This window comes from Oceanithermus profundus DSM 14977 (genome assembly GCF_000183745.1).
Classification (GTDB): Bacteria; Deinococcota; Deinococci; order Deinococcales; family Marinithermaceae; genus Oceanithermus; species Oceanithermus profundus.
This window is the reverse complement of the sequence record NC_014761.1, coordinates 330816-355005: the sequence shown is the minus strand read 5'-3', so window position 1 is coordinate 355005 and position 24190 is coordinate 330816. Positions and strand designations below refer to the sequence as shown.

The 24190-nt window shown below is 71.7% G+C and carries 23 protein-coding genes; 16 read left to right on the top strand and 7 right to left on the bottom strand.

Annotated elements, in window-relative coordinates; genetic code table 11:
- Positions 1-46 precede the first annotated feature (46 nt).
- Positions 47-1396 (bottom strand): alanine/glycine:cation symporter family protein, encoded by a 1350-nt coding sequence (locus OCEPR_RS01765; protein ID WP_013456990.1) that lies wholly within the window; start codon positions 1394-1396, stop codon positions 47-49.
- A 12-nt stretch (positions 1397-1408) separates the two neighbouring features.
- Entirely contained in the window at positions 1409-2215 is an 807-nt protein-coding gene (locus OCEPR_RS01760) for a DUF4388 domain-containing protein (protein ID WP_013456989.1), read from the bottom strand.
- Between the two features lie 101 nt (positions 2216-2316).
- Here OCEPR_RS01760 and OCEPR_RS01755 point away from each other — a divergent pair, with 101 nt between their 5' ends.
- Entirely contained in the window at positions 2317-3000 is a 684-nt protein-coding gene (locus tag OCEPR_RS01755; RefSeq protein ID WP_013456988.1) for an alpha/beta hydrolase, read from the top strand.
- Here the strand turns inward: OCEPR_RS01755 and OCEPR_RS01750 are convergent.
- Complete coding sequence (locus tag OCEPR_RS01750) at positions 2997-3437, bottom strand: CBS domain-containing protein (protein WP_013456987.1); 441 nt, start codon at positions 3435-3437, stop codon at positions 2997-2999. The two genes, OCEPR_RS01755 and OCEPR_RS01750, sit on opposite strands and share 4 nt — an antisense overlap.
- Positions 3438-3502: 65 nt before the next feature.
- Between OCEPR_RS01750 and OCEPR_RS01745 the strand changes: the two genes are divergently transcribed.
- The 3 genes from OCEPR_RS01745 to OCEPR_RS12170 all read left to right on the top strand — a co-directional run bounded on the left by OCEPR_RS01745 (position 3503) and on the right by OCEPR_RS12170 (position 6014).
- Positions 3503-4363: a nitrilase-related carbon-nitrogen hydrolase gene (locus OCEPR_RS01745; protein ID WP_013456986.1), complete on the top strand. Its 861-nt coding sequence runs from the start codon at positions 3503-3505 to the stop codon at positions 4361-4363.
- Positions 4360-5211, top strand: coding sequence for an NAD+ synthase (locus OCEPR_RS01740; protein WP_013456985.1), 852 nt, complete (start codon positions 4360-4362; stop codon positions 5209-5211). The genes OCEPR_RS01745 and OCEPR_RS01740 overlap by 4 nt, the downstream gene beginning before the upstream one ends.
- A 65-nt stretch (positions 5212-5276) precedes the next feature.
- The gene (locus OCEPR_RS12170) at positions 5277-6014 is read left to right on the top strand and encodes a DegV family protein (RefSeq protein ID WP_013456984.1); all 738 of its coding nucleotides are present in this window, start codon (positions 5277-5279) and stop codon (positions 6012-6014) included.
- A 55-nt stretch (positions 6015-6069) separates the two neighbouring features.
- Here the strand turns inward: OCEPR_RS12170 and OCEPR_RS01730 are convergent, their stop codons facing one another.
- A complete protein-coding gene (locus OCEPR_RS01730) occupies positions 6070-6426 on the bottom strand; it encodes a P-II family nitrogen regulator (RefSeq protein WP_013456983.1) in 357 nt (118 codons plus the stop codon).
- Positions 6423-7739, bottom strand: coding sequence for an ammonium transporter (locus tag OCEPR_RS01725; RefSeq protein ID WP_013456982.1), 1317 nt, complete (start codon positions 7737-7739; stop codon positions 6423-6425). The genes OCEPR_RS01730 and OCEPR_RS01725 overlap by 4 nt, the downstream gene beginning before the upstream one ends.
- A gap of 213 nt (positions 7740-7952) precedes the next feature.
- On the opposite strand from OCEPR_RS01725, the gene OCEPR_RS01720 reads away from it, so the two are divergent.
- From OCEPR_RS01720 to tsaE, 8 genes are read left to right on the top strand one after another with little or no spacing between them, the layout of a single operon-like run.
- Entirely contained in the window at positions 7953-9335 is a 1383-nt protein-coding gene (locus tag OCEPR_RS01720; RefSeq protein ID WP_013456981.1) for an ATP-binding protein, read from the top strand.
- Positions 9336-9344: 9 nt separating this feature from the next.
- Positions 9345-10580, top strand: coding sequence for an aminopeptidase (locus OCEPR_RS01715; RefSeq protein ID WP_013456980.1), 1236 nt, complete (start codon positions 9345-9347; stop codon positions 10578-10580).
- Between the two features lie 29 nt (positions 10581-10609).
- A complete protein-coding gene (locus OCEPR_RS01710; RefSeq protein ID WP_013456979.1) occupies positions 10610-11542 on the top strand; it encodes a DeoR family transcriptional regulator in 933 nt (310 codons plus the stop codon).
- Positions 11532-12215, top strand: a complete 684-nt coding sequence (locus OCEPR_RS01705) for a molybdenum cofactor biosynthesis protein (RefSeq protein ID WP_013456978.1) — start codon at positions 11532-11534, stop codon at positions 12213-12215. The genes OCEPR_RS01710 and OCEPR_RS01705 overlap by 11 nt, the downstream gene beginning before the upstream one ends.
- A gap of 49 nt (positions 12216-12264) precedes the next feature.
- Positions 12265-12918, top strand: coding sequence for a hypothetical protein (locus OCEPR_RS01700; protein WP_013456977.1), 654 nt, complete (start codon positions 12265-12267; stop codon positions 12916-12918).
- The gene (locus OCEPR_RS01695; RefSeq protein ID WP_013456976.1) at positions 12915-14738 is read left to right on the top strand and encodes a hypothetical protein; all 1824 of its coding nucleotides are present in this window, start codon (positions 12915-12917) and stop codon (positions 14736-14738) included. Before OCEPR_RS01700 ends, OCEPR_RS01695 begins: the two co-directional genes overlap by 4 nt.
- Positions 14739-14763: 25 nt before the next feature.
- Positions 14764-17370, top strand: a complete 2607-nt coding sequence (locus OCEPR_RS01690) for a coiled-coil domain-containing protein (RefSeq protein WP_013456975.1) — start codon at positions 14764-14766, stop codon at positions 17368-17370.
- Positions 17367-17834, top strand: a complete 468-nt coding sequence (tsaE, locus tag OCEPR_RS01685) for a tRNA (adenosine(37)-N6)-threonylcarbamoyltransferase complex ATPase subunit type 1 TsaE (protein WP_013456974.1) — start codon at positions 17367-17369, stop codon at positions 17832-17834. The genes OCEPR_RS01690 and tsaE overlap by 4 nt, the downstream gene beginning before the upstream one ends.
- On the opposite strand, the gene OCEPR_RS01680 is transcribed toward tsaE, so the two are convergent.
- Together OCEPR_RS01680 and OCEPR_RS01675 are read right to left on the bottom strand one after the other, a co-directional pair.
- Complete coding sequence (locus OCEPR_RS01680; protein ID WP_013456973.1) at positions 17831-18697, bottom strand: P1 family peptidase; 867 nt, start codon at positions 18695-18697, stop codon at positions 17831-17833. The two genes, tsaE and OCEPR_RS01680, sit on opposite strands and share 4 nt — an antisense overlap.
- Positions 18698-18706: 9 nt before the next feature.
- Complete coding sequence (locus tag OCEPR_RS01675) at positions 18707-19435, bottom strand: cyanophycinase (RefSeq protein WP_013456972.1); 729 nt, start codon at positions 19433-19435, stop codon at positions 18707-18709.
- Between the two features lie 83 nt (positions 19436-19518).
- On the opposite strand from OCEPR_RS01675, the gene OCEPR_RS01670 reads away from it, so the two are divergent.
- From OCEPR_RS01670 to OCEPR_RS01655, 4 genes are all read left to right on the top strand, one after another.
- Positions 19519-20121, top strand: a complete 603-nt coding sequence (locus OCEPR_RS01670; protein WP_013456971.1) for a TetR/AcrR family transcriptional regulator — start codon at positions 19519-19521, stop codon at positions 20119-20121.
- On the top strand, positions 20118-20612 hold the full coding sequence (locus OCEPR_RS01665) for a CarD family transcriptional regulator (RefSeq protein ID WP_013456970.1): 495 nt from the start codon (positions 20118-20120) through the stop codon (positions 20610-20612). Before OCEPR_RS01670 ends, OCEPR_RS01665 begins: the two co-directional genes overlap by 4 nt.
- Positions 20613-20761: 149 nt before the next feature.
- Complete coding sequence (locus OCEPR_RS01660; RefSeq protein WP_013456969.1) at positions 20762-22465, top strand: right-handed parallel beta-helix repeat-containing protein; 1704 nt, start codon at positions 20762-20764, stop codon at positions 22463-22465.
- Positions 22466-22529: 64 nt separating this feature from the next.
- Positions 22530-24188, top strand: coding sequence for a choice-of-anchor Q domain-containing protein (locus OCEPR_RS01655; protein WP_013456968.1), 1659 nt, complete (start codon positions 22530-22532; stop codon positions 24186-24188).
- The last annotated feature ends 2 nt before the right edge of the window (positions 24189-24190 follow it).

Below are 24190 nucleotides of genomic sequence, written 5' to 3'. Positions count from 1 at the left end.
ATACAAAAGCCGCGGCCGGGTGGCCGCGGCTCGGGAGGGGCGAAGGCTACTTCGGCGGGGTCCAGGGCTCACCCGAGAAGAAGCCGCGCGTCAGCTTGGCCACCACGCCGCCCAACAGCACCAGCGCGATCAGGTTGGGGATGGCCATGAGGCCGTTCATGGTGTCGGAAAGCTTGATCAGCGTGGTGAAGCTGCCCAGGCCGCCCACGAAGGCCATGACCACGTAGGCCAGCCGGTAGGGCCAGCGAATGCCCTCGCCGAAGAGGAAGGTCGCCGACTCTTCGCCGTAGAAGGCCCAGGAGATCAGGGTGGTGAAGGCGAAGAGCGCCAGCGCCACGGCCAGCAGCGCCTGGGCGGAGACGATGCCGCCGAAGCCCTGGCCCAGCACCTCGTACGGGGTGCCGCCGGCCATCCAGGCGCCGGTGGAGAGAACGACGAGCGCGGTGAAGGTGTTGATCACGATGCTGTCGACGAAGACCTCCATCACCCCCCAGAACCCCTGCCGCACCGGGTGGTCCACCTGGGCCTGGGCGTGGGCGATGGCCGCGGAGCCGAGCCCGGCCTCGTTGGAGAAGATGCCGCGGCCCACGCCGGCCTTGATCATCTCGATCGTGGCCACCCCCACGGCGCCGCCGAAACCGGCCTGGAGGCTGAAAGCGCTCTCGAAGATCGAGCGCAGCGCCGGCCAGATCCCCGCGGCGTTGAGGGCCAGCACCGCGACCGCGAGGATCAGGTAGAAGAGGATCATCAGCGGCACCAGGGCCTGGGCGAAGTAGGCGATGCGCCGCACCCCGCCCGCGAGCACCACCGCCACCACCAGGCCGGCCAGCAGGCCGGTCCAGGCGGGGGCGATGTGGAGCTGGGTCTCGAGGGTGCCGGCGATCGCGCTCACCTGCACCACGTTGCCGATGCCGAACGCCGCCACCGCGGCGAAGACGGCGAATAGGCCGCCGAGCCAGGGGAGGCCCAGCCCGCGGGCGATGTAGTACATGGGACCGCCCGAGACCGACCCGTCGGCGAACTGGCGGCGGAAGTGCACGGCCAGGGTGGCCTCGGCGAACTTGGTCGCCATGCCCACCAGCGCGGCGATCCACATCCAGAAGATGGCGCCGGGGCCGCCGGCCAGGATGGCCGCGGTCACGCCCACGATGTTGCCGATGCCGATCGTGGCCCCCATGGCGATCATGGTGGCCTGGAAGGGCGAGATCTCCCCGCCGCTGCCGAGGGTGCGCTCGCGGATGGCGCCCAGGGTCTCCCGGAAGATGACGCCGATGCGGGCGAACTGGATGAAGCCCGAACGGATGGTCAGGTAGAGGCCGACCGCCAGGAAGACGAGCATCATCTCGAAGCCCCACACCCAGCCGTTGATCTGGTTGATCCACTCCATTACGTTCATCGTCCCCTCCCCTCAGCCGACCGTGGTCAGCTCGGGTTGTACGCTCAGTTTGATACCGCGCCCCGCGCGCAGCTTGCGCAGGTCCTTGTCGTGCAGCATGATCCGCCCCGGGATGTCGGCCCGGGGGCGCACCTGAAAGAAGGCCTCCTGCCCCCGCGGCGACCGGACGCGCACGCCGAAGGGGTGCGGCAGCAGCTTCTGCCACTCGCGGTGGAGGGCCTCGTCGACGTAGGCCACCCCGGTCTCCTTGCCGTAGAAGCTAAGGGCGACCAGCTCCTCGCCGCGCATCTCGCTGGGAGTGCGCAGCTCCAGCACCCCCTCGCCCAGCATCCGGTCCAGGGCCTCGGCCACCTCGACCGGCGGCGCCTCGGCCTCCTCGAGGATGCGCGCGATGGAACGCCCTTCGACCAGCCCCAGCACCTGGAGCATCACCGGCGTCAGCTTCATCTCGCCGCTCTTGCGCGAAAGCGCCAGCTCCACCTGCCAGTCGCCGGGAAGGTGCACGAGCCCCGACCAGCGGTCGCCCACCGCGAGCATCCGCGCGAGCGCCGCCTCCAGGGGCAGGTTGAGGTTGGGCTCGGACGGCAGCGGAATCGTGTCGTCGAAGACGAACGGGGCGCGCGGCAGCCCCGCCAGGAGCTCCAGCGCCGCCCAGCCGCGCCGCGCCCCCGCGCGCGCCGCGTAGAGGCCGCCCTCCTTGAGGGCGACCCGTCCTTCGAGCCAAGGGGGCTGCACGACCAAGACCCCGCTGCGGCCCGCGGCGGCCAGGGTTTGGATGAGGGTACCCAGAGGGAATTCTGAGAGGTTGCCTTTGAGCACGTTGCCTCCGAGAACGAACGTCGCGTACAGCTCCCTTTAGATTAACACTAACTTTACATGGAACTCTCACCCCGTCGGGCTTCGCGGGGGATAATGGGGGCGTGAACCCGGTACTGCTCATCCACGGCTTCACCTCGCACCCGACGCGGGTCTGGGGTCCCCTGCCCGAAATCCTCGAGGAACGCGGCTTCGCGGTGCGTTTCGTCACCCTCGCGGGGCACGGCACCCGCCCCGAGGACCTGCGGGGGGTGCGCGCCGACGACTGGCTCCGCCAGGTGCGGGACGCCGCTGCGGACCTCGAGGACTACGCGCTCGTCGGCCTCTCGATGGGGGCCCTGCTGGCGGCGGCGCTGGCCGCGGAGCGGCCGCCGCGCGCGCTGGTGGCCGCGGTTCCCGCCCTGGGGCTCGGGAACCCGCTGGTTCCCCTGGTGCCCTACCTGACCTGGCTGCTGCCGCGCCTGCCCGGCACCGACTCGATCGAGGACCCGGAGCTGAAGGCGCAAAACCCCAACTACCCGCACTTCCCCAGCCCGGCGCTGGTGGAGCTGCTCGCGCTCGTCCGCCGCACGCCGGCCTGGTTGCGGTCGGTGCGCGCGCCGGCCCTGGTGGTGCGGGCGGAGGGGGACAAGGTCATCGCACGCACGGCGGTGCGCCGCTACCTCGAGGGGCTGGCGTCGGAGGACAAGGAGCTCGTCACCGTGCGCGGCGGCCACGACTTCCTGCTCGACCGCCACGCCCGCGAGGGGGCGGAGCGGATCGCCGGCTGGCTCGCGCAGCGGGCCTAGCTCATCCCGCGCTGAATGTACTGTTCGAGCTGCTCGATGTGGAACTTCTGCTCGTCCATGATCGACTTGACCACGTCGCCGATCGAGATGAAGCCGACCAGCCGGCCCTCCTCGAGCACCGGCAGGTGACGCACCCGCTTGTCGGTCATCAGGGCCATGCACTGCCAGTCCGTGGTCTCGGGGGTGATGTAGAGGACGTGGGTGCTCATGATCTCGCTCACGGGAATGTCCTTGGAGGCCTTCCCGCGCAGGATCACCTTGCGCGCGTAGTCGCGCTCCGAGAACAGGCCCACGATCTGGCCCGAGGCGTCCACGACCGGCAGCGCCCCCACGTTGTACTCGGCCATCTTTTCCAGCGCCTCGAAGACGGTGACGTCGGGAGCCACCGTGTAGACCTCGTGCCCCTTCTTGTCCAGCATCTGGCGTACCGTTGCCATGACGGCCTCCTTTTCCCCGGTGGGGTCTGTGGCTCTCATTGTAGCGCGGGGTATCCTGAAGGGGTATGGTCCGCCACGCAATCCTGCAACTGAAGCCCGAGAAGGGCCGGATCGGGCGCAACCTCGAGCACCTGCAGCAGGCCCTCCTGGGCCTCAGGGACGAAGGCGTCGACGTGGCCGTCGTGCCCGAGGCCTACCCCACGGGCTACTTCCTGCAGGGGGGCGTGCGCGAGCTGGCGCTCGAGGCCGCCGAGCTGGAAGACCGGCTCGGCCGCTGGCACGCCGCGCACTACCGGGAGCCGCTCGACCTGGTGATCGGCTTCTACGAGCGCGACGGCGGCAGCTACTACAACGCCGCGGCCTACCTGGAGCTGGGCGGGCGCGGGCTGGTGCACCTGCACCGCAAGATCTTCCTGCCCACCTACGGCGTCTTCGACGAGGAGCGCTTCCTCGACCGCGGCCACGAGCTGGCCAGCTTCGCCACCCGCTTCGGCCGCGCGGCCCTGCTGATCTGCGAGGACTTCTGGCACACCGTCACCGCGACCACGGTCGCGCTGCAGGGGGCCGAGATCATCTACGTGCCCTCGGCTTCGCCCGCCCGCGGCTTCGGCGGCGACGCCCCCGCCAACGTGGAGCGCTGGGCGACGCTGGCCCGGGCGGTCTCCGGCGAGCACGGCCTCTACGTGGCGCTCGCCAGCCTGGTGGGCAGCGAGGCGGGCAAGCTGATGAGCGGCGGCAGCCTGATCGCCGGACCCGAGGGCGAGGTGCTGGCGCGGGCGCCCGAGTTCGAGGAGGCCGTCCTCCTCGCCGACGTCGACCCGGGGCGCATCCCCCCGGTGCGCTACGACAACCCCATGCTCGCCGACCTCAAGGCCGGCCTGCCCCTCCTCTTCCCCGAACTGCGCCGGCTGGTGGAGGAGCTATGAAGATCGTCCGCGGGACCCCCAACCACGAGGTGCTCGACCTCAACTACCCGCTGGTGGCCGCCGCCCTGGAACGCTTCATCCGCGAGGAACTGGCCCAGCGGGGCTACGCGAAGGCGGTGGTGGCCGCGAGCGGCGGCGTCGACTCGTCGGTCACGCTGGCGCTGGCGGCGCGGGCCCTGGGCCCGGAGAACGTCCACGCCCTCAGCCTGCCCCACCGCGACTCCTCCCCGGAGTCGGTCGCCCACGCGCGGCTGGCGGCCGAGCGCTTCGGGGTGGCGCTCGAGACCGTGGACATCACCCCCATGGTCGAGGGCTACGCCGCGCAGACGCCGGACCTCACCCCCCGACGCAAGGGCAACGTCATGGCGCGGGCGCGCATGATCGTCACCTTTGACAAGTCGGAGCAGTACCGCGCCCTGCCGCTGGGCACCGGCAACAAGACCGAACGCCTCTTCGGCTACTTCACCTGGCACGCCGACGACAGCCCCCCGGTCAACCCCCTGGGCGACCTCTACAAGACCCAGGTCTGGGGGCTGGCCGAACACCTGGGGGTGCCCGACGAGATCGTGCGCAAGGCCCCCACGGCCGACCTGGAACCGGGCCAGACCGACGAGGCCGACCTGGGCGTGCGCTACCGCCGCGCCGACGTGATCCTCGAGCACTACCTCAAGGGCTACCCCGACGCCTACATCGTCGGCCTCGGCTACACCCCCGAGGAGGTGGCCCTGGTCAAGCGCCGGGTCAACCGCACCCACTACAAGCGCCATCTGCCCGCGGTGGCCCTGATCTCGAGCACCGCGATCGGCGAGTTCTACCTGAGACCGCTGGATTTTCGCCTCGAGGACTGAACAAACGTCCCTCCCCGGACGTGCTAGCTTGAGCGCGTAGGACGCACCCGTACCGTGGAGGGCACATGGCCAAGGACGAAATCATCGGTGTGGTGACCGACCCCGGCAGCAGCCTCACCCCGGAGGCCGCGCGCCGCAAGGGGGTGCTGCTGCTCGATCCTACGGCCCCCCTCGAACCCCAGTACCGCCGCCTGCTCGAACACTTCGACCGGCTGCTCTCGCTGCACGCCTCGCCGGAGCTCTGCCCCATGCACGACGCGGCCGCCGAGGCGGCCGAGGGGCTGGCCGACCGGGTGCGTGTCGTCGACACCCGCCTGGGCTCCGCCGGCCTGGGGGCGGCGGCGCTGCGCGCGGCGGAGTGGATCGCCCACGGCGCCGACGAGAAGGAGACGCTGCGGGAGGTCGAACGCCTGGCCCGCGAGGGGCGCTTCTTCCTCCTCACCCACGACCTCAGCCAGCTGGTCGAGAACCGCATGCTGCCGCCGCTGGTGGGCCGTTTCGGCCAGGCCCTGGGGCACTGGGCGCTGATCGGCCTGGAAAAGGGGCGCTTCCAGGCGCCGCGCCCGGTGCGCGACGCCAAGCTGCTGTCCACGATCGCCGGCCTGCTGAAACGCCGCTACGGACCGGTGCGGCTGCGGGTGCGCGCCACCTTCGGCGACCTGCCCGAGGAGGTGCGCGGCCGCCTCAAGGAGGCGCTGGCCCGCGAACTGCACCTGGAGGCCGGCACCCTCGCCCCCATGGACCCGGTCGCGCGGATGCGCGTGGGCGACCACGCCCTCGCCGTCTTCGCCTACCCCGTCTGAGCCGCAACGGCGCGGCCGGCCCCGGCGCGCCGGGGCCGGCCGTTCGCGGTCCCGCTTAGGAGGGCCGGACCGGGGTTACCGCGGCTTCGTTCTCCTCGCCGGTGCGGATCCGCACCACCCGCTCGACGGGCAGGACGAAGATCTTGCCGTCGCCCACCTCGCCGGTGCGCGCCGCGGCCAGGATGGCCTGGATCGTCGGCTCCACGAAGGCCTCGGAGACGCCGATCTCGAGCTTCACCTTGTCGTAGAGCCCCATCTTCACCGTCGTCCCGCGGTAGGTCTCCACCCGCTCGGTCCCCCCGCCGTGGCCCTGGACGCGGCTGATCGTCAGGCCGCGCACCTCGGCCTTGAACAGGGCCTCGAGCACGTCGTTGAGTTTCTCCGGCCGGATGATGGCCACGATCATCTTCATGCCGCACCTCCCGCACGCTCGCCGTCGAGCACCAGGATCGCCCCCTCGGTGGTGGGGTAGGCCTCCTCACCGTGCTGCACGGCGTCGAGCCCCACGGCTTCCTCGCGCTGGGTCGCCCGGAGGGGGAGGACCAGCCCCACCAGCTTGAAGATCACGAAGGAGGCCGCCGCGCTGAGGAGGACCGCCGCGACGACGGCGACGATCTGCACCCCGACCTGCGCCGCGTTCCCCTCGAGCAGCCCGGGGGTGCCGCCCCAGGCCTCGGACGCGAAGACGCCGGTCAGCACCGCCCCGGTGATGCCGCCGATCCCGTGGGCCCCGAAGACGTCGAGCGAGTCGTCCAGGCCCAGCCGCGGCCGCGCCAGGATGAAGAAGAAGCTGGGGAAGGCGGCCAGGGCCCCCAGCCAGATCGCCCCCAGCGGCCCCACAAAGCCGGCCGCGGGGGTGACGGCGACGAGCCCCACCACCGCCGCGGTGGCCGCGCCCACCGCGGTCGCGCGGCCGTGGCGCCAGAGCTCGAGCAGCATCCATACCGACATCGTCGCCGCCGGCGCCAGGAAGGTGTTGGTGAAGGCCAAAGCGGCGCTGCCGTTCGCCCCGTAGGCGCTGCCGCCGTTGAAGCCGAACCAGCCGAACCACAACAGCCCCGCGCCCAGGAGCACGAAGGGGATGTTGTGGGGCAGGAAGGCGAGCCGGCCGAAGTCCTTGCGCGCCCCCAGGACGGCCACGCCCACGACGCCGGCGATGGCGGCGTTGATGTGGACCACCGTTCCCCCGGCGAAGTCGAGGGCGCCCAGGTCCTTGAGGAACGCCGACCCCGCCGGCCCCCAGACCCAGTGCGCCAGCACCGCGTAGTCGAAGACGGTCCAGAGCGCGATGAAGAGCAGCCACGCGGGAAAGCGCATCCGCCCCACCAGCGAACCCGAGATCAGCGCGGCGGTGATCACCGCGAAGGTGCCCTGGAAGGCCACGTCTAGGAGGGCGGGCATCTCGCCGGAAAGGTCGAGGCCGTTCAGGAAGGCCATCGAGAGGTCGCCCACGAACTTGTTCCCGGTGCCGTAAGCGATCGAGTAGCCGAAGAGGGCCCAGACCAGGGTGACGAAACCCAGGGCGCCGAAGCTCATCATCATGGTGTTGAGCACGTTCTTCTGGCGCACCAGGCCGCCGTAGAAGAAGGCCAGGGCCGGCGTCATCAGCAGCACGAGCGCCGTGGAGACGAGCATCCAGGCCGTGGTGCCGGTGTCGGTGTCCCCTGCGGCCAGGGCCGCGCCCGGCAGCAGGAACAGGAATAGGGTCCCGAGTCGCATCATCATCCAGACTTCCTCCCTCCGGCCGCAGGCCGGTCAGTCCGAGTGTAGCGAGTGGAAATACGCTTTGTCAAGTATTCTTGTATCTTTATGCAATCTTCACCGGGTACATTAGGCAACCCATCGCGATATCCTGCATTTTGTTCTTCGATATAGTGACGCTAGGTCATTTTCCCTTGCGCATCTTGCACACGGGCGGGCCTGCGGTATCGTGGTTCCGTGACCGAAGCGGAGGTCTACCAAGCGCTGCTCGAGGGCCCCAACGAGCGCCGGGTGCTGCTCGGCGCCCAGGTCGCGCCCGAGGCCCTCGCCCGTTACGCCGCGGGCCTCGCCAACCGCGACGGCGGGGTGATCCTCCTGGGGGCCCGGCCCTCGGGGGGCGTGGAGGACGCGGGCGGGCTCGAGCCCCTGCAGCTCAGCCACGCCCTCTTCGAGCTCACCGCCGGCGCGGTCCTCCCGCACGTGGAGCGCGTCGAGACCGCCGAAGGGGTGGTCTGGGCGCTGCACGTGGCCAAGAGCCCCTACGTGGTCTCGGCCGGCGCCGGCCCCGCCCCCTACTGGGACGGCGCGCGCCTCGTCGCCGCGCCCGCCGGGGACGCGGCCGCCGCCCCGCCCGACCCCACCGCCCGGCCCCTCCCCGAAGCCGGCCTCGACGACCTCGACCCCGCGGAGCTGGCGCGGATCGAGGACCGCCTGCGCGAACGCGGCAGCCCCCTCGCCGAGGCCCCGCCGCTCGAACGGCTGCAGGCGCTGGGCATGGCGCGCGAGGTCGACGGCCGCTGGGTGCCCAGCGTGACCGGGTTGCTGCTCGCGGGCCGGCCGGCGGCGCTCGCGCGCCTGCTGCCGCAGGCCGAGGTGAGCTACTACCGCCACGAGGACGACGACGTCGACTACGCCTTTCGCGAGGACCTGCTGCGCCCCATCCCCGCGGCGCTCGAACGGCTGCGCGAGCTGATCCAGGGCCGCAACCGCTTCCACCCGCTTACCGTGGGCCTCTTCCGCCTCGAGGTCTGGGACTTCGACGTCGAGGTCTACCGCGAGGGCTTGCTCAACGCCTTCGTGCACCGCGACTGGACGGCCCACGCCACGGTGCAGGTGCACCACCACCCCGACCGTCTGGAGATCGCCAACCCCGGGGGCCTTCCGGCGGGAATGACGCCGGAGAACATCCTGCGCCACCCCCCGCACCGCCGCAACCCGGCGCTGGCGGCGGCGCTGGCGCGGCTCGGCTACGTCGAGCGCGCCGGACAGGGGGTGGACAAGATGTACCGGCTGATGCTGCGCTACGGCAAGGAGCCCCCCGAGTACCGCGCCTGGCCCCACGCCGTCACCCTGGTGCTGCACAACCCCGGCTTCGACGCCGAGTTCGTCCGCTGGGTCTCCGAGGCCCAGAACCGCCAGGGCAGCTTCACCCTCGACTACCTGATCGTCGCCGCGGCGCTGCGCCGCGGCCCCCGCCCCACCGCCGAGCTGGCGCGGGCGCTGGCGCTGGAGCCGCCGCAGACCCGCAAGCTGCTCGCGCGCATGGAGGCGGCGGGGCTGATCGTCCCCGAGGGCCAGGGGCGCGGGCGGCGCTGGCGCCTGGCCCCCCTGCCCCGATAGACTTCGGGCATGCCTAGCGAAGAACGCCTGCAACGTTACGCCGATCTGGCCCTCCGCGTCGGACTCAACCTCCAGGAGGGCCAGCCCCTCGTCCTCAGCGGCTCCGCCGAGTCGCGACCGCTGCTGCGCGCCCTGGCCCGCGGCGCCTACCGGTTGGGGGCGCGGGCCGTCGTGGTCGACCTGCACGACCCCGTCCTCGGCCGCATCGGCCTCGAGGAGGTGCGGGAGGCCTACCTCGACGAGGTCCCCGACTGGTTCGTGCAGGCCCGGGTGCGCGCCGTCGACGCGGGCGCGGCCCTGCTCAGCCTGACCGACGAGGACCCCTTCCTGCTCCGCGGCGTCGACCCCGCGCGCCTGGCGCGGCGCATGCAGGCCGCGGCGCGGGTGCGCCGCCCTTACCTCGAACGCGTCGGCGCCCACAAGGTCAACTGGCTGGCGCTGGGTGCGGCGACGCCCGCCTGGGCGCGGGCGGTCTTCCCCGAACCGGAACCCGAGGAAGCGACCGAACGCCTCTGGGAAGCGATCTTCGCCACCGTCCGCTTGGACCGCCCCGACCCCGAGGCCGCCTGGCGCGACCACGTCGCCGGCCTCGAAGCGCGGGCGGCGGCGCTGAACCGAGCGCGCTTCGCCGCCCTGATCTTCGAGGGGCCCGGTACCGAACTGCGCGTCGGCCTCGCCGAACGCCACGTCTGGAAGAGCGCGGTGGCCAAGGCCCAGAACGGCGTGCGCTTCGTGCCCAACCTGCCCACCGAGGAGGTCTTCACCGCCCCCGACCCCGAACGGGTCGAGGGCGTGGTCACGTGCACCCGCCCGCTCAACATCGGCGGCACCCTGGTCGAGGGGCTGCGCGTCACCTTCGCCGGGGGGCGCGCGGTCGAGCTCGAGGCGGCGCGCGGCCTCGAGGCGGTGCGGGCGGTCCTCGAGACCGACGCGGCGGCGCGGCGGCTGGGCGAGGTGGCGCTGGTGGAGACCCCCAACCCCGTCTTCGACACCGGGCGGCTCTTCCTGAACACCCTCTACGACGAGAACGCTTCCAGCCACCTCGCCTTCGGCCGCGCCTACCCCGACACCCTAGGCCTCACGGAGGGCGACGACGCCGCGCTCACCGCCGCCGGCGGCAACGCCAGCACGGTGCACCTCGACTGGATGATCGGCTCCCCCGAGGTGGACGTCTGGGGCGAGCGCGCGGACGGCACCCGGGTGCCGCTCTTGGAGCGGGGGCGCTGGGTGGACGCGGCGCGGTAGGCGCGTTCGCGCGGGGGTAAAATGAAGCCGTGACGGAGCGTCAGCGGAGGCTGCTACACCTGCTCACCCGCGCCTACATCGAGACCGGCAAGCCGGTGCCTTCGCGCTGGCTCGCCGAACGGCTCGGGGTGAGCCCGGCGACGGTGCGCTACGACCTCGCCGACCTGGAGGCCGCGGGGCTGATCGAGAAGCCCCACGCCTCGGCGGGGCGGGTGCCGACGCGCCAGGGGTTCCGCCAGTACGCGCTGGCGCAGCTCCCGCCCGAACCGCTGCCGCACGACACCGTGGAGCGGCTCGCCCGCGTGCTCACCGGCTCGGGCAGCCGCTGGCCCCAGCTCGCCGCCCAGATGGCCACCCGGCTCGGGGGCTACCCGGTCGTCGTCCGCCTGAGCGAACCCGGCCCGCCGCGGGTGCTGCAGGTGCACCTCTCCAACCTGGGCGGAGGGCAGCTCCTGGCCGTGGCCGTGCTCGAAGGCGGCCGGGTGCTCGAGGGGGTGGTCCCCTTCGACCTCGACGGCGACGACTTCCTGGAGCAGGCGGAGCGCTGGCTGCGCGGCCCCTACCCGCTCGCCGAACTGGGGCGCCGCAGCGCCCCCACGCCCCAGCTCGCCGAGCTGGCGCGCAAGCTCACCAGCGCCTTCGCCGGGCCGGGGTCGGAGCGCTACCTCGAGGGGCTCGGCGCCATGCTCGCGCAACCGGAGGCGCAGGACCCCGAGTTCGTGCGCCGCGCCCTCGATCTGCTCGAGCAACTGCCCACGGGCCCCATCACCCCGGCGCGCCGGCTCAACGTCCGCGTCGGCGACGTGGAAGGCCTCAGCCTGGTGCAGGCGGGGTTCCAGCGGGGCGGGCGCGCCGGCGAGCTGACCCTGATCGGTCCGCTGCGCATGCGCTACCGCGAGGCGCTCTCGGTGGCCGAGAGCCTGAGCCGCGCCCTGGAAGGAGAAACCGTTCATGCGCGTTAACGTACGCCTTTTCGCCCACTACCGCGAAGCGGCCGGAACCGGCCGCCTCGAGCTCGACCTGCCCGAGGGCAGCACCGTCGCCGACGCCAAGGCCGCGGTGGAGGCGGCCGTGCCCGGCCTCGACCTCTCCGGGGGCATGGCCGCGCTCGGCGAGGAGCTGGTGAAGCCCGACACCCCCCTGCGCGAAGGCGCCGAACTCGCCTTCCTGCCGCCGGTCTCCGGCGGCGGCGGGGACGACCGCACCGGGCTGACCGAGGAGCCGCTCGAGCCCCTGATCGGCGAGCTCGTCGCCTGGGCCACCGCGCCCCCCTACGGCGCGGTGGTCAGCTTCGTGGGCACGACCCGCTCACCCAACAAGGGCCGCGAGGTGCGCTACCTCACCTACGAGGCCTACGAGAGCATGGCCGAGGCCACCCTGGCCCGCATCGCGGGCGAAATGCGGGCGCGCTGGCCGCTCGGGCGCGTGGCCATCGTGCACCGGCTGGGGCGCGTGAACCCCGCGGAGGCCTCGATCGTGATCGTCGTCTCCTCGCCCCACCGCCCCGAGGCCTTCGAAGCCGCCCGTTACGCGCTCGAGCGCGTCAAGCTGATCCTGCCGGTCTGGAAGAAGGAGCACCTGGAAGGCGGCGAGGTCTGGGTCGAGGGCGGCGCGGCCGAAGGGTACCGGCTCTAGACCCAATCGAGTTGGACATTTCCTCTATAATGCGTGAGTAAGGAGGCGTATGCCGCAAATCGAACGCCTCGTGGTCGAGGCCCTCACCGAGTACGCGTCGCCGGTTGCGGCGCAAAATATCATGAACCGGGCGCTTCGCCGGGCCGGCGTCAACCCCGACGCCATGGGCCCGGAGGCCTGGGTGCGCTTCGTGCGCGGCCCGCTGCTCGCCGAGCTGCAGCAGGTCTTCCCCATCCAGGAGCCCACGGGCGCGCTGCGGCGGGTGCTGCGCGGCCTGGAGGAGGCCGCAGCGGCCCGGCCCCAGCCCGCCGCGCCGGCGCCGGCGCCGGCCGCCGCCGGCGACCGCAACACCCTGATCCTTCCGCGTCGCGAGGTCGACCTGGACCGCGCGGAGGCCCGCGAAGGCTTGGTCAACGAGCTGGCCCGCGAAGAGGGCGTCAGCGGGGTGCTGCTGCAAGGCCCCTCCTACCAGGAGGCCCGGCTCCCCGGGGTGGAGGACCTGGCCCCCATCCTTGGGGTGGTGCACAGCCTCCTGCAAAAGCAAAAACCGTATAAACTATTTTATAGCGTTTTCCAGGAGGGTCAGGTGCTCGTGCGCCCCCTCGGACCTGCACTGGTCGCCCTCGTGGCCAAGCGCGAGGCCAACCTCGGCAGGTTGCTGCACGTATTAAACAGCTACGAGGCCAAAGGAGGTCAACCATGAACCACACCCGTTGGATCGTTCTAGTCTTTCTCTTCGCGGTCGCTTGGGCGATGCCGCTCCCCCAGCTCTACGACCAGCTGGCCCCCAAACTGGAGACGGCGCGCACCGAGCTGCTGCGCGATCCTACCGCCAGCCTGCAGGCGCTCGACGACGCGCTCAACATTTTCCGCAGCGGCGCCGAGAACGTCCCCGAGGCGTTGAGTGAGGGTGTGGTCCAGGCGTTGAACAACGCCCGCATCGCCGTGTCGCGCAAGAGCAAGGCCGACCTCGAAGGCCAGCTCTGGGTCGTGCGCGGCTCCCTGGGCAAGCTGATGTACGAGGCCATGTTCCAGGCCGTCTACAAGGGCAACACCGACGAAGCCCTGGCGCTGCTCGACCGGCTCATCGAGATCACCGCGCGCACCCCCGACCTCAAGACCAAGGCGGTGCCGCTCATCCAGGCCGGCGACATCGAGGGGTTGCGCACCCTCTTCGAGCGCGCCTATGCCGAGGCGATGTACAAGTCGCTGCAGCTCGCCCAGCAGAAGAAGCAGCGCGCCTCGGCCTACGCCCTGACGGCCAAGGCCTACGGCCTCTACCTCGTGGTGCAGGACTCGCCCCGGGTCGACAACCTGGCGCGCGACTACGTGGACGCGCTCGCCAAGCTGGTCGCCGGCGACGAGGCCGGCTTCAAGCAGCAAACCGACCGGCTGATCGCCGCGGCGCAACGCTTCTTCCGCGCGGCCGGCCCCGCCGCGGCGGCCGCACCCGCCGCCCCCGCGCAGGCCCCCGCGCCCGCGCCCGCCGTCGAGGCCGCGCCCCAGCCCACCGCACCGCAAACGCAGCCGGCCCCCGCGCCCGCGCCTGCGCCGGCGCCGGCGCCCGCCGCGCCCGCGCAGGCCCCCGCCCCTGCGGCCGCCGCCGCGGGCAAGCCCAAGATCCAGGCGCAGGTCCTCGTCTCGCCCATCGAGCAGCTCAACCAGGACATGACCTTCCTGATCGGCGACAAGAAGAAGGCGGAGAAGGTCGCGCGCTCGATGGCGCAGGTCGGGATCTACAGCTACACCGACTGGCGCAACAGCCTCTACATCACCAAGGGCCTGCTGGCTACCGCCCAGGCGTACGTCTCCGTGGGCCGCGCCCAGGACGCCCGCAGGTACATGGAGTACGCCCGCAACCGCTACGTCTACGAGATCTATCCGCTCGTCGAGGCCATCGACCCCAAGGCGGCGAAGGTGACGCTGGCGATGTTCGAGCAGCAGATGGGCGGCGTGGGTCTGCGCACCTCGGACCTCACGGTGCTCAACGCCCAGCTGGAAAACGTGGCCGACATCGTGCTGGAGCGGCCGCTGGGCCCCTGGCACGACTTCACGGTCTCGCTGCAGCGCGCGACCTTCGGCCTTCCCCGCGCGGTCTTCTTCATCCTCGTCGGCATGCTCGCCCTCTTCCCGCTCTACCTGATCTACCTGACCTTCGGCGGCCGCAACATCTACTGGCGCCTCATGGGCCTCGCCTTCTTCTTCCTGCTGCTGCCGGGCATCATCGAAGGCCTCAGCTACCTCGGCGACATCCTCGCCACTTACGGGGGGGTGCCGCAGCTCTTCGTGCTCGACAACCTCTCGATCCTGCAGAACATCGTGGCGCAGCTGGCCTGGGGGGCGTTGATCTTCCTCGTCGTCGTCTTCGCCACCTGGGGGCTGCGCGGCATCGCCATCCAGTTCGGCCTCATCCAGGACCGCCGTCAGGCGGCCACCACCGTGCAGACCTCGGCCGACATGACCGGGGAACGCAACCCCACGCTCACCAGCGAAACGATCGTGGAGTGGGACGAAGAGTTCTAGCTCCACCCGGAGGTAAACCGACGCCGTGCCCCTACTGAGCCGACTCCAAGAAGCCCTGGAACCCCACCTGGGGGCCCGCACCCAGGCCGTCCTCAAGGAGGGCCTGGCCCGGCTGGGGCTCGAGCCCGGAGCGCTCGACCCCGACCGCGCCGCGATCCTGCTCAAACGCTTCGTCTACCGCGAGCTGCAAGGGCAGATGGACGCCGCGAGCGCGCGCAAGGTCGTCGAGGAGACGCTGCGCGCCCTCGCCCAGGAAACGCCCGCGGCGCGGACGCCGGACCCCGCCCGCCGCGACCCCAAGCGGGCGCTGCAGCAGGCCGTCTCGCGCTTCAAGCTCTACTTCGAGTGGCCCGAGGTGCAGCGCCTGCGCAGCCTGGCCGCGCTCGTCGAGGCCAGCGAGAGCGAGGGCGAGTCCACCGAGGAGCTGCTCAAGGAGGCGCTCGCCCAGATCGACCTGCTCGAGGAAAAGCTGCAGAACGCCCTGTTGCGGCAGGCGCGCGACATCTCGGACCTCGAAGACGCCCTCGAACGCGTGAAGAACATCGGGGGGCCCAAGCCCCGCCGGCTGCGCTCGCTGCTCAAGCAGATCAAGGAGGCACAGCAGCAAGAGACCCTGGCCACCGCCGAGGTGGAGCGCGCCCGCAAGCTCGCCGCCGACCTGCGCAAGCTCGTCGAGTCGTCGGTGGTGCAAAACCCCACCCTCGTCCCCGAAATGGCGCCCGAGGCCGCGGGCGACGCGGGCGTGATCGCGCTGGAGGACGAAGAGGTCCCCGAGCTGGTCGCGGGCGAGGGGGAGGGCGAGGAGTTCGAGATCCTCATCGACTTCGAGAACCTCGAGCCCGAGGTGGCCGACCGCATCCGCGAGATCGACCTGGCCGAGGAGCGGCGCCGCCTGGAGCGGCTCAAGGAGCAGTACGCGGCCGTCCTCGCGGCCGAGCGCGTCGCGCCGCTGCTGGAGGCGGTCGAAGCGGCGCTCGCCGCCGGCGAGCTCGCGGGCGAGCGCCTGGACGAACTGCAGCGCGCGCTCGAGGAGGCCTTCAAGGACGCGGTGGCCGAGGCGCGCGCACGCTACGAGTGGCTTTCCGAGCGGCTTCGCAGCCTCGAGCTCGAGGACGCCGAGTTGGGCAGCCAGCGCGCCCGAACCCAGCTGGAACTCATCAAGGAAAGCCTCGAGATGGGCGTGCTCCCGGGCGACCTGGAGCAGGCGGAGCGCCAGGTGAAGGCCCTGGAGGAGGCCCTCGCGGCCAAGAAGCAGGAGAGCGCGCGGCAGAGCCGGCTGCTCGAGGAGGCGCGCAGCCTGGTCGAGCACGCCCGCGAGGCGCTCCCCGAAGACGAGCTGCCCGAGCTCGCGGGCTTCCGCGAGCGGCTGGCGCTCCTGGAAACCGGGCTCGAGGCCGGCGAGGTCGACGAGGCCCTGCTGGGCCGCCTCAAGGCCGAGCTTCCCGAACTGCTGAGCCAGCTGGCGCAGGCGGGCGAGGCCGCCCGCGCGCTGCGCGCGCGGCTGCTGGCCGAGCTGGACGCCCTGCCCGACCTGGAACCGCTGGCGCGCACCCGCGACAGCCTTCGGGTGCGCCTCGAAGAGGGGGCGGCGGCCGGCGTCGAGGACGAGGTGGCCGCCCTGGCGGCGGAGGCGCGGCGGCTCACGCAGGCGCGCCTGGACGAGCTGGCGGCACGCCTCGAGGCCTTCGGGCTGGCCACCGGCAGCGTCGACGAGGCCCGCGCCGAGCTCGAGGCCGGTCGTTTCCCCGACCTGAGCGCGCTCGAGGGCCGGGTCGAACAACAGATCGCCGAGGCCCAGGGGCACCTACGCCAGGAGCTGCGTTCGCTGCGCGCCTCGGCCGAGCGCCTCAAGGAGCTCGGCGGCGACAAGCTGCTCGAGGCCGTCGCCGAGGCCGAGGCCGCTTTGGAGACGGGGCTCCCCGACCTCGCCCCCCTCAAGGAGCGCCTGCACGCCCTGCTCGAGCGCCGCGAGGCCTGGCGCCAGGAGCTGGACCGCCGCTACCGCACGCTGCGCGAACGCTTCGAGGCCGCCCGGGCCGTGGGCGGCGAGACCGCCTACCGGGCGCTGACGCTGCTCGACTTCCTTGAGAAAGGGGCGCGGCGCATCGAGCGTCTGGGGACGAGCGGCCTCGCCGAGATGGAGCGCTCGCTGGGGGAGGCGGAGCAGCTGGTCACCCAGCTCGAGCAGGAGTTCGCCGCCGCCCGGGAGGTGGCCGAACAGCTTTCGGGCGCCGACCTGGACGACCTACTGGGCGTCTTCGAGGCCCCCGCCGAGGCCGAAGCTCCGCAGGCCGAAGCTCCGCAGCCCGAACCCGAACCTCCGGCCGCGGGCGAGGGGGCCGAGGACGCGCTCGCGCCCTTCCGCATGCGCGGGGTGACCTGGGTGGGCTGGCTCGAGGAGGCCCCGCCCGCCGACCTGGACGTCGCCCGGGTGCGCGACCTGCTCACCGAGCTCGACCACCTGCGCCAGGAGGTCGGCGCGCAGCAGGTGCGGCTGGCCGTCCTCACCCTGCCCGGCCACGCCTTCCTGCTGGCGCCGTACGCGGGGCGCCACCTGGTCATCCTCGCCGAGAAGGCGCAACTCTCCCGGCTCGTCACCCTGATCCACCGGAGTCTTTCCGCCACGCCTTGATCCGGCTGCACGACGAAGACGCCACCGCCCGCCTGGCGCACGCGCTCGCCCGGCGCTTGCCGCCCGGCGCGGTGGTGCTGCTGTCCGGCCCCATGGGCGCGGGGAAGACGACCCTCGTCCGCCACCTCGCCCGCGCTCTGGGTTTTCGGGGCCGGGTCACCAGCCCCACCTACACCCTGATGCACACCTACCCCACGCCCGCGGGAACGCTGCTGCACGTCGACGTCTACCGCCTGCCCGACCCCCGGTCGCTGTGGGACCTGGGGCTCGAGGACGCGATGGCGGGGGCGCGCCTCACCCTGATCGAGTGGGGGCGGCCCCAGGACTTCGACGCCGACGTGCTCGTGGAGCTCGAGCCCGAAGCACGGGCGCGCCGGGCGCGCCTTGAGGCGCTGCGGCCGGAGCTGGAACCGCTGCTCGCGGAGATCGCCCGGGAAGCGGCCGCGGACGACGAACCGGCCTAGCCCGCGGCCGCCGTCACCGCCGCGCAGACGGCCTCCTGCACCAGGGCCGAGAGCGCCGCCAGCGGCGCTGCGGCGCCGCGGCCGGTGCTGAGCACGAAGACGGCGTCGCCGTCCCAGGGGGTGTGCGAAGGGCGGATCACGCGGCCCAGCGCCGCCTGGCCCGCCTCCGCGAGCATCCGGGCTTCGCGCTTGTCGAGCGGCGCAGGGGTGGCCAGGGCCACCAGGGTGGTGTGCTCGGCGGGGCGCGGCTCGGCGCGCATCCAGGCCTCGCGGTCCCCGTGCCCGGCGACCAGCCGGCCGCCTGGGTCGTAGACGTCGCCCACGGGGTTGACCACGGCGAGCGCCCCCACGCGCAGGTCCCGCCAGCGCGCCAGCGCGCTGCCCAGCCCCGTGGGCACGGGGGCCTTGTACTTGCCGGCGGTGGCTCCGGCGCCGGCCCCAACGGGCCCGGACGTCACCGGGTCCGCGCTCGCGGACGCGGCGGCCGCGTAGCCCTCCCGCGGCCCCGGCCACACCGGCTCTCCCACCAGCAGGTCGTAGATCACCGCGGCCGGAACGATCGGCACCGGGCCCATGCGCGTGGGGTGGCCTACGCCGCGCTCGTGAAGAAAGCGCACCACGCCATCGGCCGCGGCCAGCCCGAAGGCGGAACCGCCGGTGAAGACGAGGGCGTGCACCCGCTCCACGCGTTTCTCGGGGGCGAGCAGCGCCGCTTCGCGGGTGCCCGGCGAGGGTCCGGCGAAGCTCGCGGAGGCCACGCAGCCCTCGTCGGGGCAGAGGATCACGGTCACGCCGGTGCGGGCGACCGGGTCGCTCCAGTGGCCGACCCGCAGCCCCGCGACGGCCGTGAGGCTGGCGTTCACGCCCCCAGCTTACTCTGGAAAGAGCGGCACCTCGAAGCGGGCCGGAGCCGCCAGCACGTCGACCCGCAGCCCGTGCACCGCCGCCGGGCTCGAGCGCGCCCCCGAGGCGTCCAACAGGGCCACGCGGCCGGTCACCACCTCGGCGCGCCCTTCGGGCCCGACGACGACCGCCGCCCCGCGCTCGAGCCCCACGCCCAGCAGGTCGGGCCGGCCGATCACGACCTCGCTGAGCCGATGGAAGGCTCCGGCGCCCTCGAAGGCCTCCTGGACGGCGAGGCCGGGCAGCAGGCCCAGCCCGTAGCGCACCGCGGGCGTCTCCCCGCGGCCCAGCGGCACGGCGCTGCCCAGCAGCGGCGAGGCCTCGAGCGCGGCCGCCACCACGCCCCCGCGCAGGTGCACCTGCGCCAGCGCGTTCACCAGCCGCGTCCCCGTGATCAGCTCCAGCAGGCGCTCGCCCTGCTCGTCGACCAGCAGCACCAGCGGGGCCTCGGCCACCTGCCCGGCGATCCGGGCGTCCATGGCCTGCTCGCGCCGCGACAGCGCCAGCACCCCGGTGTGCCGGGCCCCGTGGGTGTGAAAGATCTCGCGCCAGGCCTCGACGAGCGGCAGCATGGCCTTGGGCGTCACGAAGAGCACCACGCCCCCGGCCATCTCCAGAAGCCGTTCCTCGACGGCCCGGGTCTCGCCCCGCAGAGGATCCGCATGCCCCAGCAACGCGAACCATCCGCTTCTGCGCATCGTCGGCCTCCTGCCCCCTATTCTAGCCCAACCGTATAATGCAGTAAATAGTGTATTTTTATACGGCTTAACACCGATTTCTCATGCATAAACCGTGTACCTATGCTAGAGTGAAGTACGTGACCACCGAAGCCCGGAGCGTCCCCAACAAGCGCGACATCATCCTCGAGGCCACGATCCGGGTACTCCGCGAACGGGGTCTGTCCGGGCTCAAGGTCGAGGAGGTGGCCAGGCAGGCCGAGGTGGGCAAGGGTACGGTCTACCTCTACTTCGAGGACAAACAGGACCTGCTCAAGGCGCTGGTGGAGTACCACACGCAGCGTTTTTACGCCGACGCCGCCGAGATCACCGCGTCCGAGCGGCCCTTTCGCGAGCGGCTGGAGCGGCTGCTCGCACGGCGGCTCGCCTTCGTCGACGAGTGGCGCGGCCTCTGGGCCGCGGTCGCGCGCGAGGCCAACCCCAAGGGGCAGAAGGCTTGGCTGACCGGTCTGCACCAGCACTACCAGGGGATCCTCGAGCGCTTCGTCGCCAGCGGCATCGCCAGCGGGGAGCTGCGCCCCGACCTCGACGTCGAGCTCACCGCCGCCGCACTGGCCGCCTTCGGCTGCAGTCCTCAGCTCGATTTCCCTCGCGAGCCCTACATCCAGCAGCTCGCCGAGGTCTTCATGAAAGGAGTTTGCGCGTGAAAGAGTACCGTCCCGGAGACAAGGTAGTGCTGCCCCCCTACGGCGTGGGCGTCGTGGCCGGCATCGCCCAGCGGACCGTGGCCGGCATCGGCCGATCCTACTATCAGGTCGAGTTCCCCGGCTCGCGTTCCAAGGCGTTCGTACCGGTCGAGTCGCCCCAGCAGGTGGGCCTGAGGCCCGCGCTGACGCGGGACGAGGTGCCCCAGATCCTCGAGCACCTCAAACACGGCCAGCTCCCGCTGCCCAAGCAGTGGGCCGCGCGGCACCGCCGGGTCACCGAGATCCTCTCCGAGGGCAACCCGCACCGCATCGCCATCCTGGCCGGGCAGCTGCGGCGCTGGGACGCCGAGCGCGGCCTGCCCGACCTGGACCGCCAGGCGTTCCGCCGCGCCATCAACCTGCTCGCCGAGGAGGTGGCCCAGGCGCTCGAGATTACGGTCAGCGAGACCCGCGTCGTCTTCGAAGAGGCCTGGGGCGAAGAGCTCAACTGATCCGTCCGCACCGCGGACCCGGCCCCGCCCGCACACGGCGGGGCTTATCTTTTCTCTAGCCGCTTGCCGGTCTCTGGATTGACACGCGTTAGCTCGTTATATAGACTGGGTCAACCCAATGAGCCACCGCGACCCGACCTCGGAGACCCATGAACCCTACCGCCCGGCTGCCCCTGACGCTCGCGCTAACGCTCACGCTCGTGCTGTTGGGCGCCTGCGGCGCCGCCGGTACGGACGCGGATCCCGGGCCCGACCCACCGCCCGCACCCACCCCGCCGCCCACGATCTACGTCGACCCCGGGATCGACGCCGACGCCTGCGACGACTACGACCCCGCCGCGCGCCGCTGTGGCTCCGGTGAGGAGCGCGCCTACCGCACCCTCGCCGCCGCGGCCGCCGCGGCCGTGGCCGGGGACGTCGTCGCACTCCGCGGCGGCACCTACCGCGAGGCCCTGCGCCCCGCGAACTCCGGGCGTGCGGACGCGCCGATCGTCTTCCGCAACCACGAAGGCGAGCGCCCGGTCCTCACGGGCGAGGCCCTGAGCCCCGCCATCGAGATCTCCGGCCGCAGCTACCTGGTGATCGAGGGGCTGACCGTCGAAGGGGTGCGCCGCTGGCTGTACGCCCGCGACGCACACCGCAACGTGCTGCGCGGCAACACCTTCCGCCGCGCCCTCGATCCCTACGGAAGCTCGAAGACGGGCCTCTTCTTCGAGCGCGCCCACTTCAACCGCCTGCTGGGCAACCGGTTCGAAGACTCGACCCAGGACCACCTGGTGCTCATCGACTCCGATCGCAACCTGGTCGAGGGCAACGTCTTCCGCGCAGCCGACCACGCCTTGTGGGCGATCAAGTGCGGCGACTTCAACGTCCTGCGGAACAACGACTTCCACAACGCCGATCAGAAGATCGGCGAGATCTACGACTGCGACGGGGTCGGCTTCGACAAGGACGTCACGGCCGTGAACGCCACCCGCCGCAACCTGGTCGAGGGCAACGTCTTCGCCTACACCCCCTCGAGCGGCGACGCCTCGCCCTACGCGGGCATCCAGCTCGCCGCCCAGCAGACTTTGGTGCGCTTCAACCTCTTCCACGACACCACCGGCCCCGGCCTCCAGATGGCCCTCTACGGCGGGGAGGCGACGCACAACACCGGGAACCGCGTCGTGCACAACGTCTTCTTTCGCACCGACTACGCCGGGGTGGAGCTCTCCGGCAACACCCGCTACACCTTCGGGGACAACGTCTTCAAGAACAACGTCTTCTACCGCAGCCGCTTCGTGGCCAACGACACCCGCTGGAGCTGGTACACCGACGTGCTCGACGGCCGACCCGTGCAGATCAAGACGGGACGGACCGACGGCTTCCTCTTCGAGGCCAACCTGATCGCCTACGACGGAGGCGACGACCCCTACCTGGTGGTCCACGGGGTGACCTCCGCGCGTTCGGCGCCGCGCACCGTGGGCGCGTGGCAGGACGCGCTGCCCGGGCGCTTCCGCGGCAACCTCACCGCGGCGCCGCGCTTCCGCGACGCCGAAGGGCTCGACTTCACCCCCGCGCCGGACAGCCCCCTCGTCGACGCCGGCGCCTTCCTGACGCAGGCCGTCGGCAGCGGTCGCGGCACCGCCCTGCCCGTCGACGACGCCGGGTACTTCTACGACGGCTACGGCCTCCCGGGCGAACGCGGCGACGTGATCCAGCTGCAGGGCTCCGACCTGCGGGCCCGCGTCGTCGCCATCGACGACGAGGCCAACGTCCTGCACCTGGACCGCGAGCTGGACTGGCAGGACGGCCAGGGGGTGGCGTACGCCTATGCGGGCACGGCCCCGGACATCGGCGGGTACGCGCCGTGAAGCCGTTCGCCACCGCCCGTTCGGCAGCGCCGGCCAACCGCGGCCGGCACCCTGGAGGTCGCGCATGATTGCACGCATTCGGATGGCTCCTTTGCTCGCCCTCGCCCTGCTCGTGGCCTGCGACCCGGCCGCGCGCACGCCGCCCGGCCCCGGAGGCGGGTCGCCCCCGGAAAGCGGCGCTTTCGAACCCCCCATCGGCATCCCGCCCCCCGAGTTCGGGATCGTCGAGAAACTCGAGGACTACTACACCCGCCCCGACCCCTGGGACGAGGAAACCCCCGGCTGGTACTACGTGCAGCACGACCACCCCAGCGCCAGCGACGCCCGTATTTACGGCACCCCCGCCGCCCCCAGGGCGACGATCCCAGACCCCATCCCCGCGGGCTCGGTGGTGGTGCTGGCGGGCGCTTACGCCTTCGCCCCGACCGGCTACGACTCGATCCTGGCCGAAGGCACGGCCGAAGCGCCGGTCTTCATCGTGGGCGAAGAGGGCGCGGTCGTGACCCGGAAGTGGCGGATCCAGTCGACGTACCTGATCGTCGATGGGCTCGAGTTCACCGGCGGGGGCAGGATCGAGATCCGCTACCCCTCCCACCACGTCGCCTTCCGCAACGGCGAGCACCACAACACCGTAGGCAAGTTCGGCGGCGGCGGCGCTTCGCCGGCTGAGTACATTCACGACATCGTGATCTACAACAACAAGATCCACTCGCAAGAGGGCTGGAACGAGGGTACCGAAGACAAGGACAACCACGGCATAAAGTTCGGTCCCTACACCGAGGACGTATGGATCCTCGACAACGTGGGTTACCACAACGCCGGCGACTTCATCCAGGTCGGCGACTGGGGCGACGGCAGCACCGAAGCGCTCAACCGCGCCCGCCGGTTCTACATCGGCCGCAACGTGGCCTACGCCAACCGCCAGAGCGCCCTCGGCATCAAGCAGGCGACCGACGTGATCGTTTCCCAGAACGTCTTCTACGACAACAAGAAGATCCAGAGCAACGTCGGGGGCCAGGCGGGCATCTACTTCCTGTACGGACCCGAGCGCATCTGGCTGATCTACAACCGCATCTACGACTCCAACTCGGGCATCACCGGCGGCAGCAACAGCGGCGGCACGGGGCAGGAACAGTACCTCATCGGCAACGTGATCTACGACATCGCCGCCGCCCCTGACGACGACAAGCCCCCGGGATCCGCGTGGGGCGCTGCGGCCATCCGCCTTAACGGCGGTCAGAACCGCTACGTCGTGGACAACACGATCTGGAACGTCGACGGCGGAATCTACAGCCCGAGCAACCGACCGCTTTACGTTCACGGCAACGTGGTCGCCGGCGTTCGCGGAGGGCACCACCTCGTCATCGACACCAAAGAGGGCGCGAACCTGAGCCGCATCGAGGGCAACCTCTTCTTCCAGCCGGAAGGGTCGCCGACCTTTCGTATGGGTTCCTCCACGGTCTACACCGGCGTCTCCGCTTTCGAAGCCGCCTGGCCCGCCCGTGTGCGCCATAATCTGGAAGCCGACCCGCGTTTTACCGACATCACCGCGCGCGACTTTCGGCCCCAATCCGGCTCGCCAGCCATAGACTCGGGAAGCGAGCACGACGTCTACCAGCGGTTCTTCGACCTCTACGGCCTCGACATCCGCCGCGACGCGGCGGGCACCCCCAGGCCCCAGGGAGCCGCCTGGGACCGGGGGGCGTACGAACGCCCGCAGTAGCG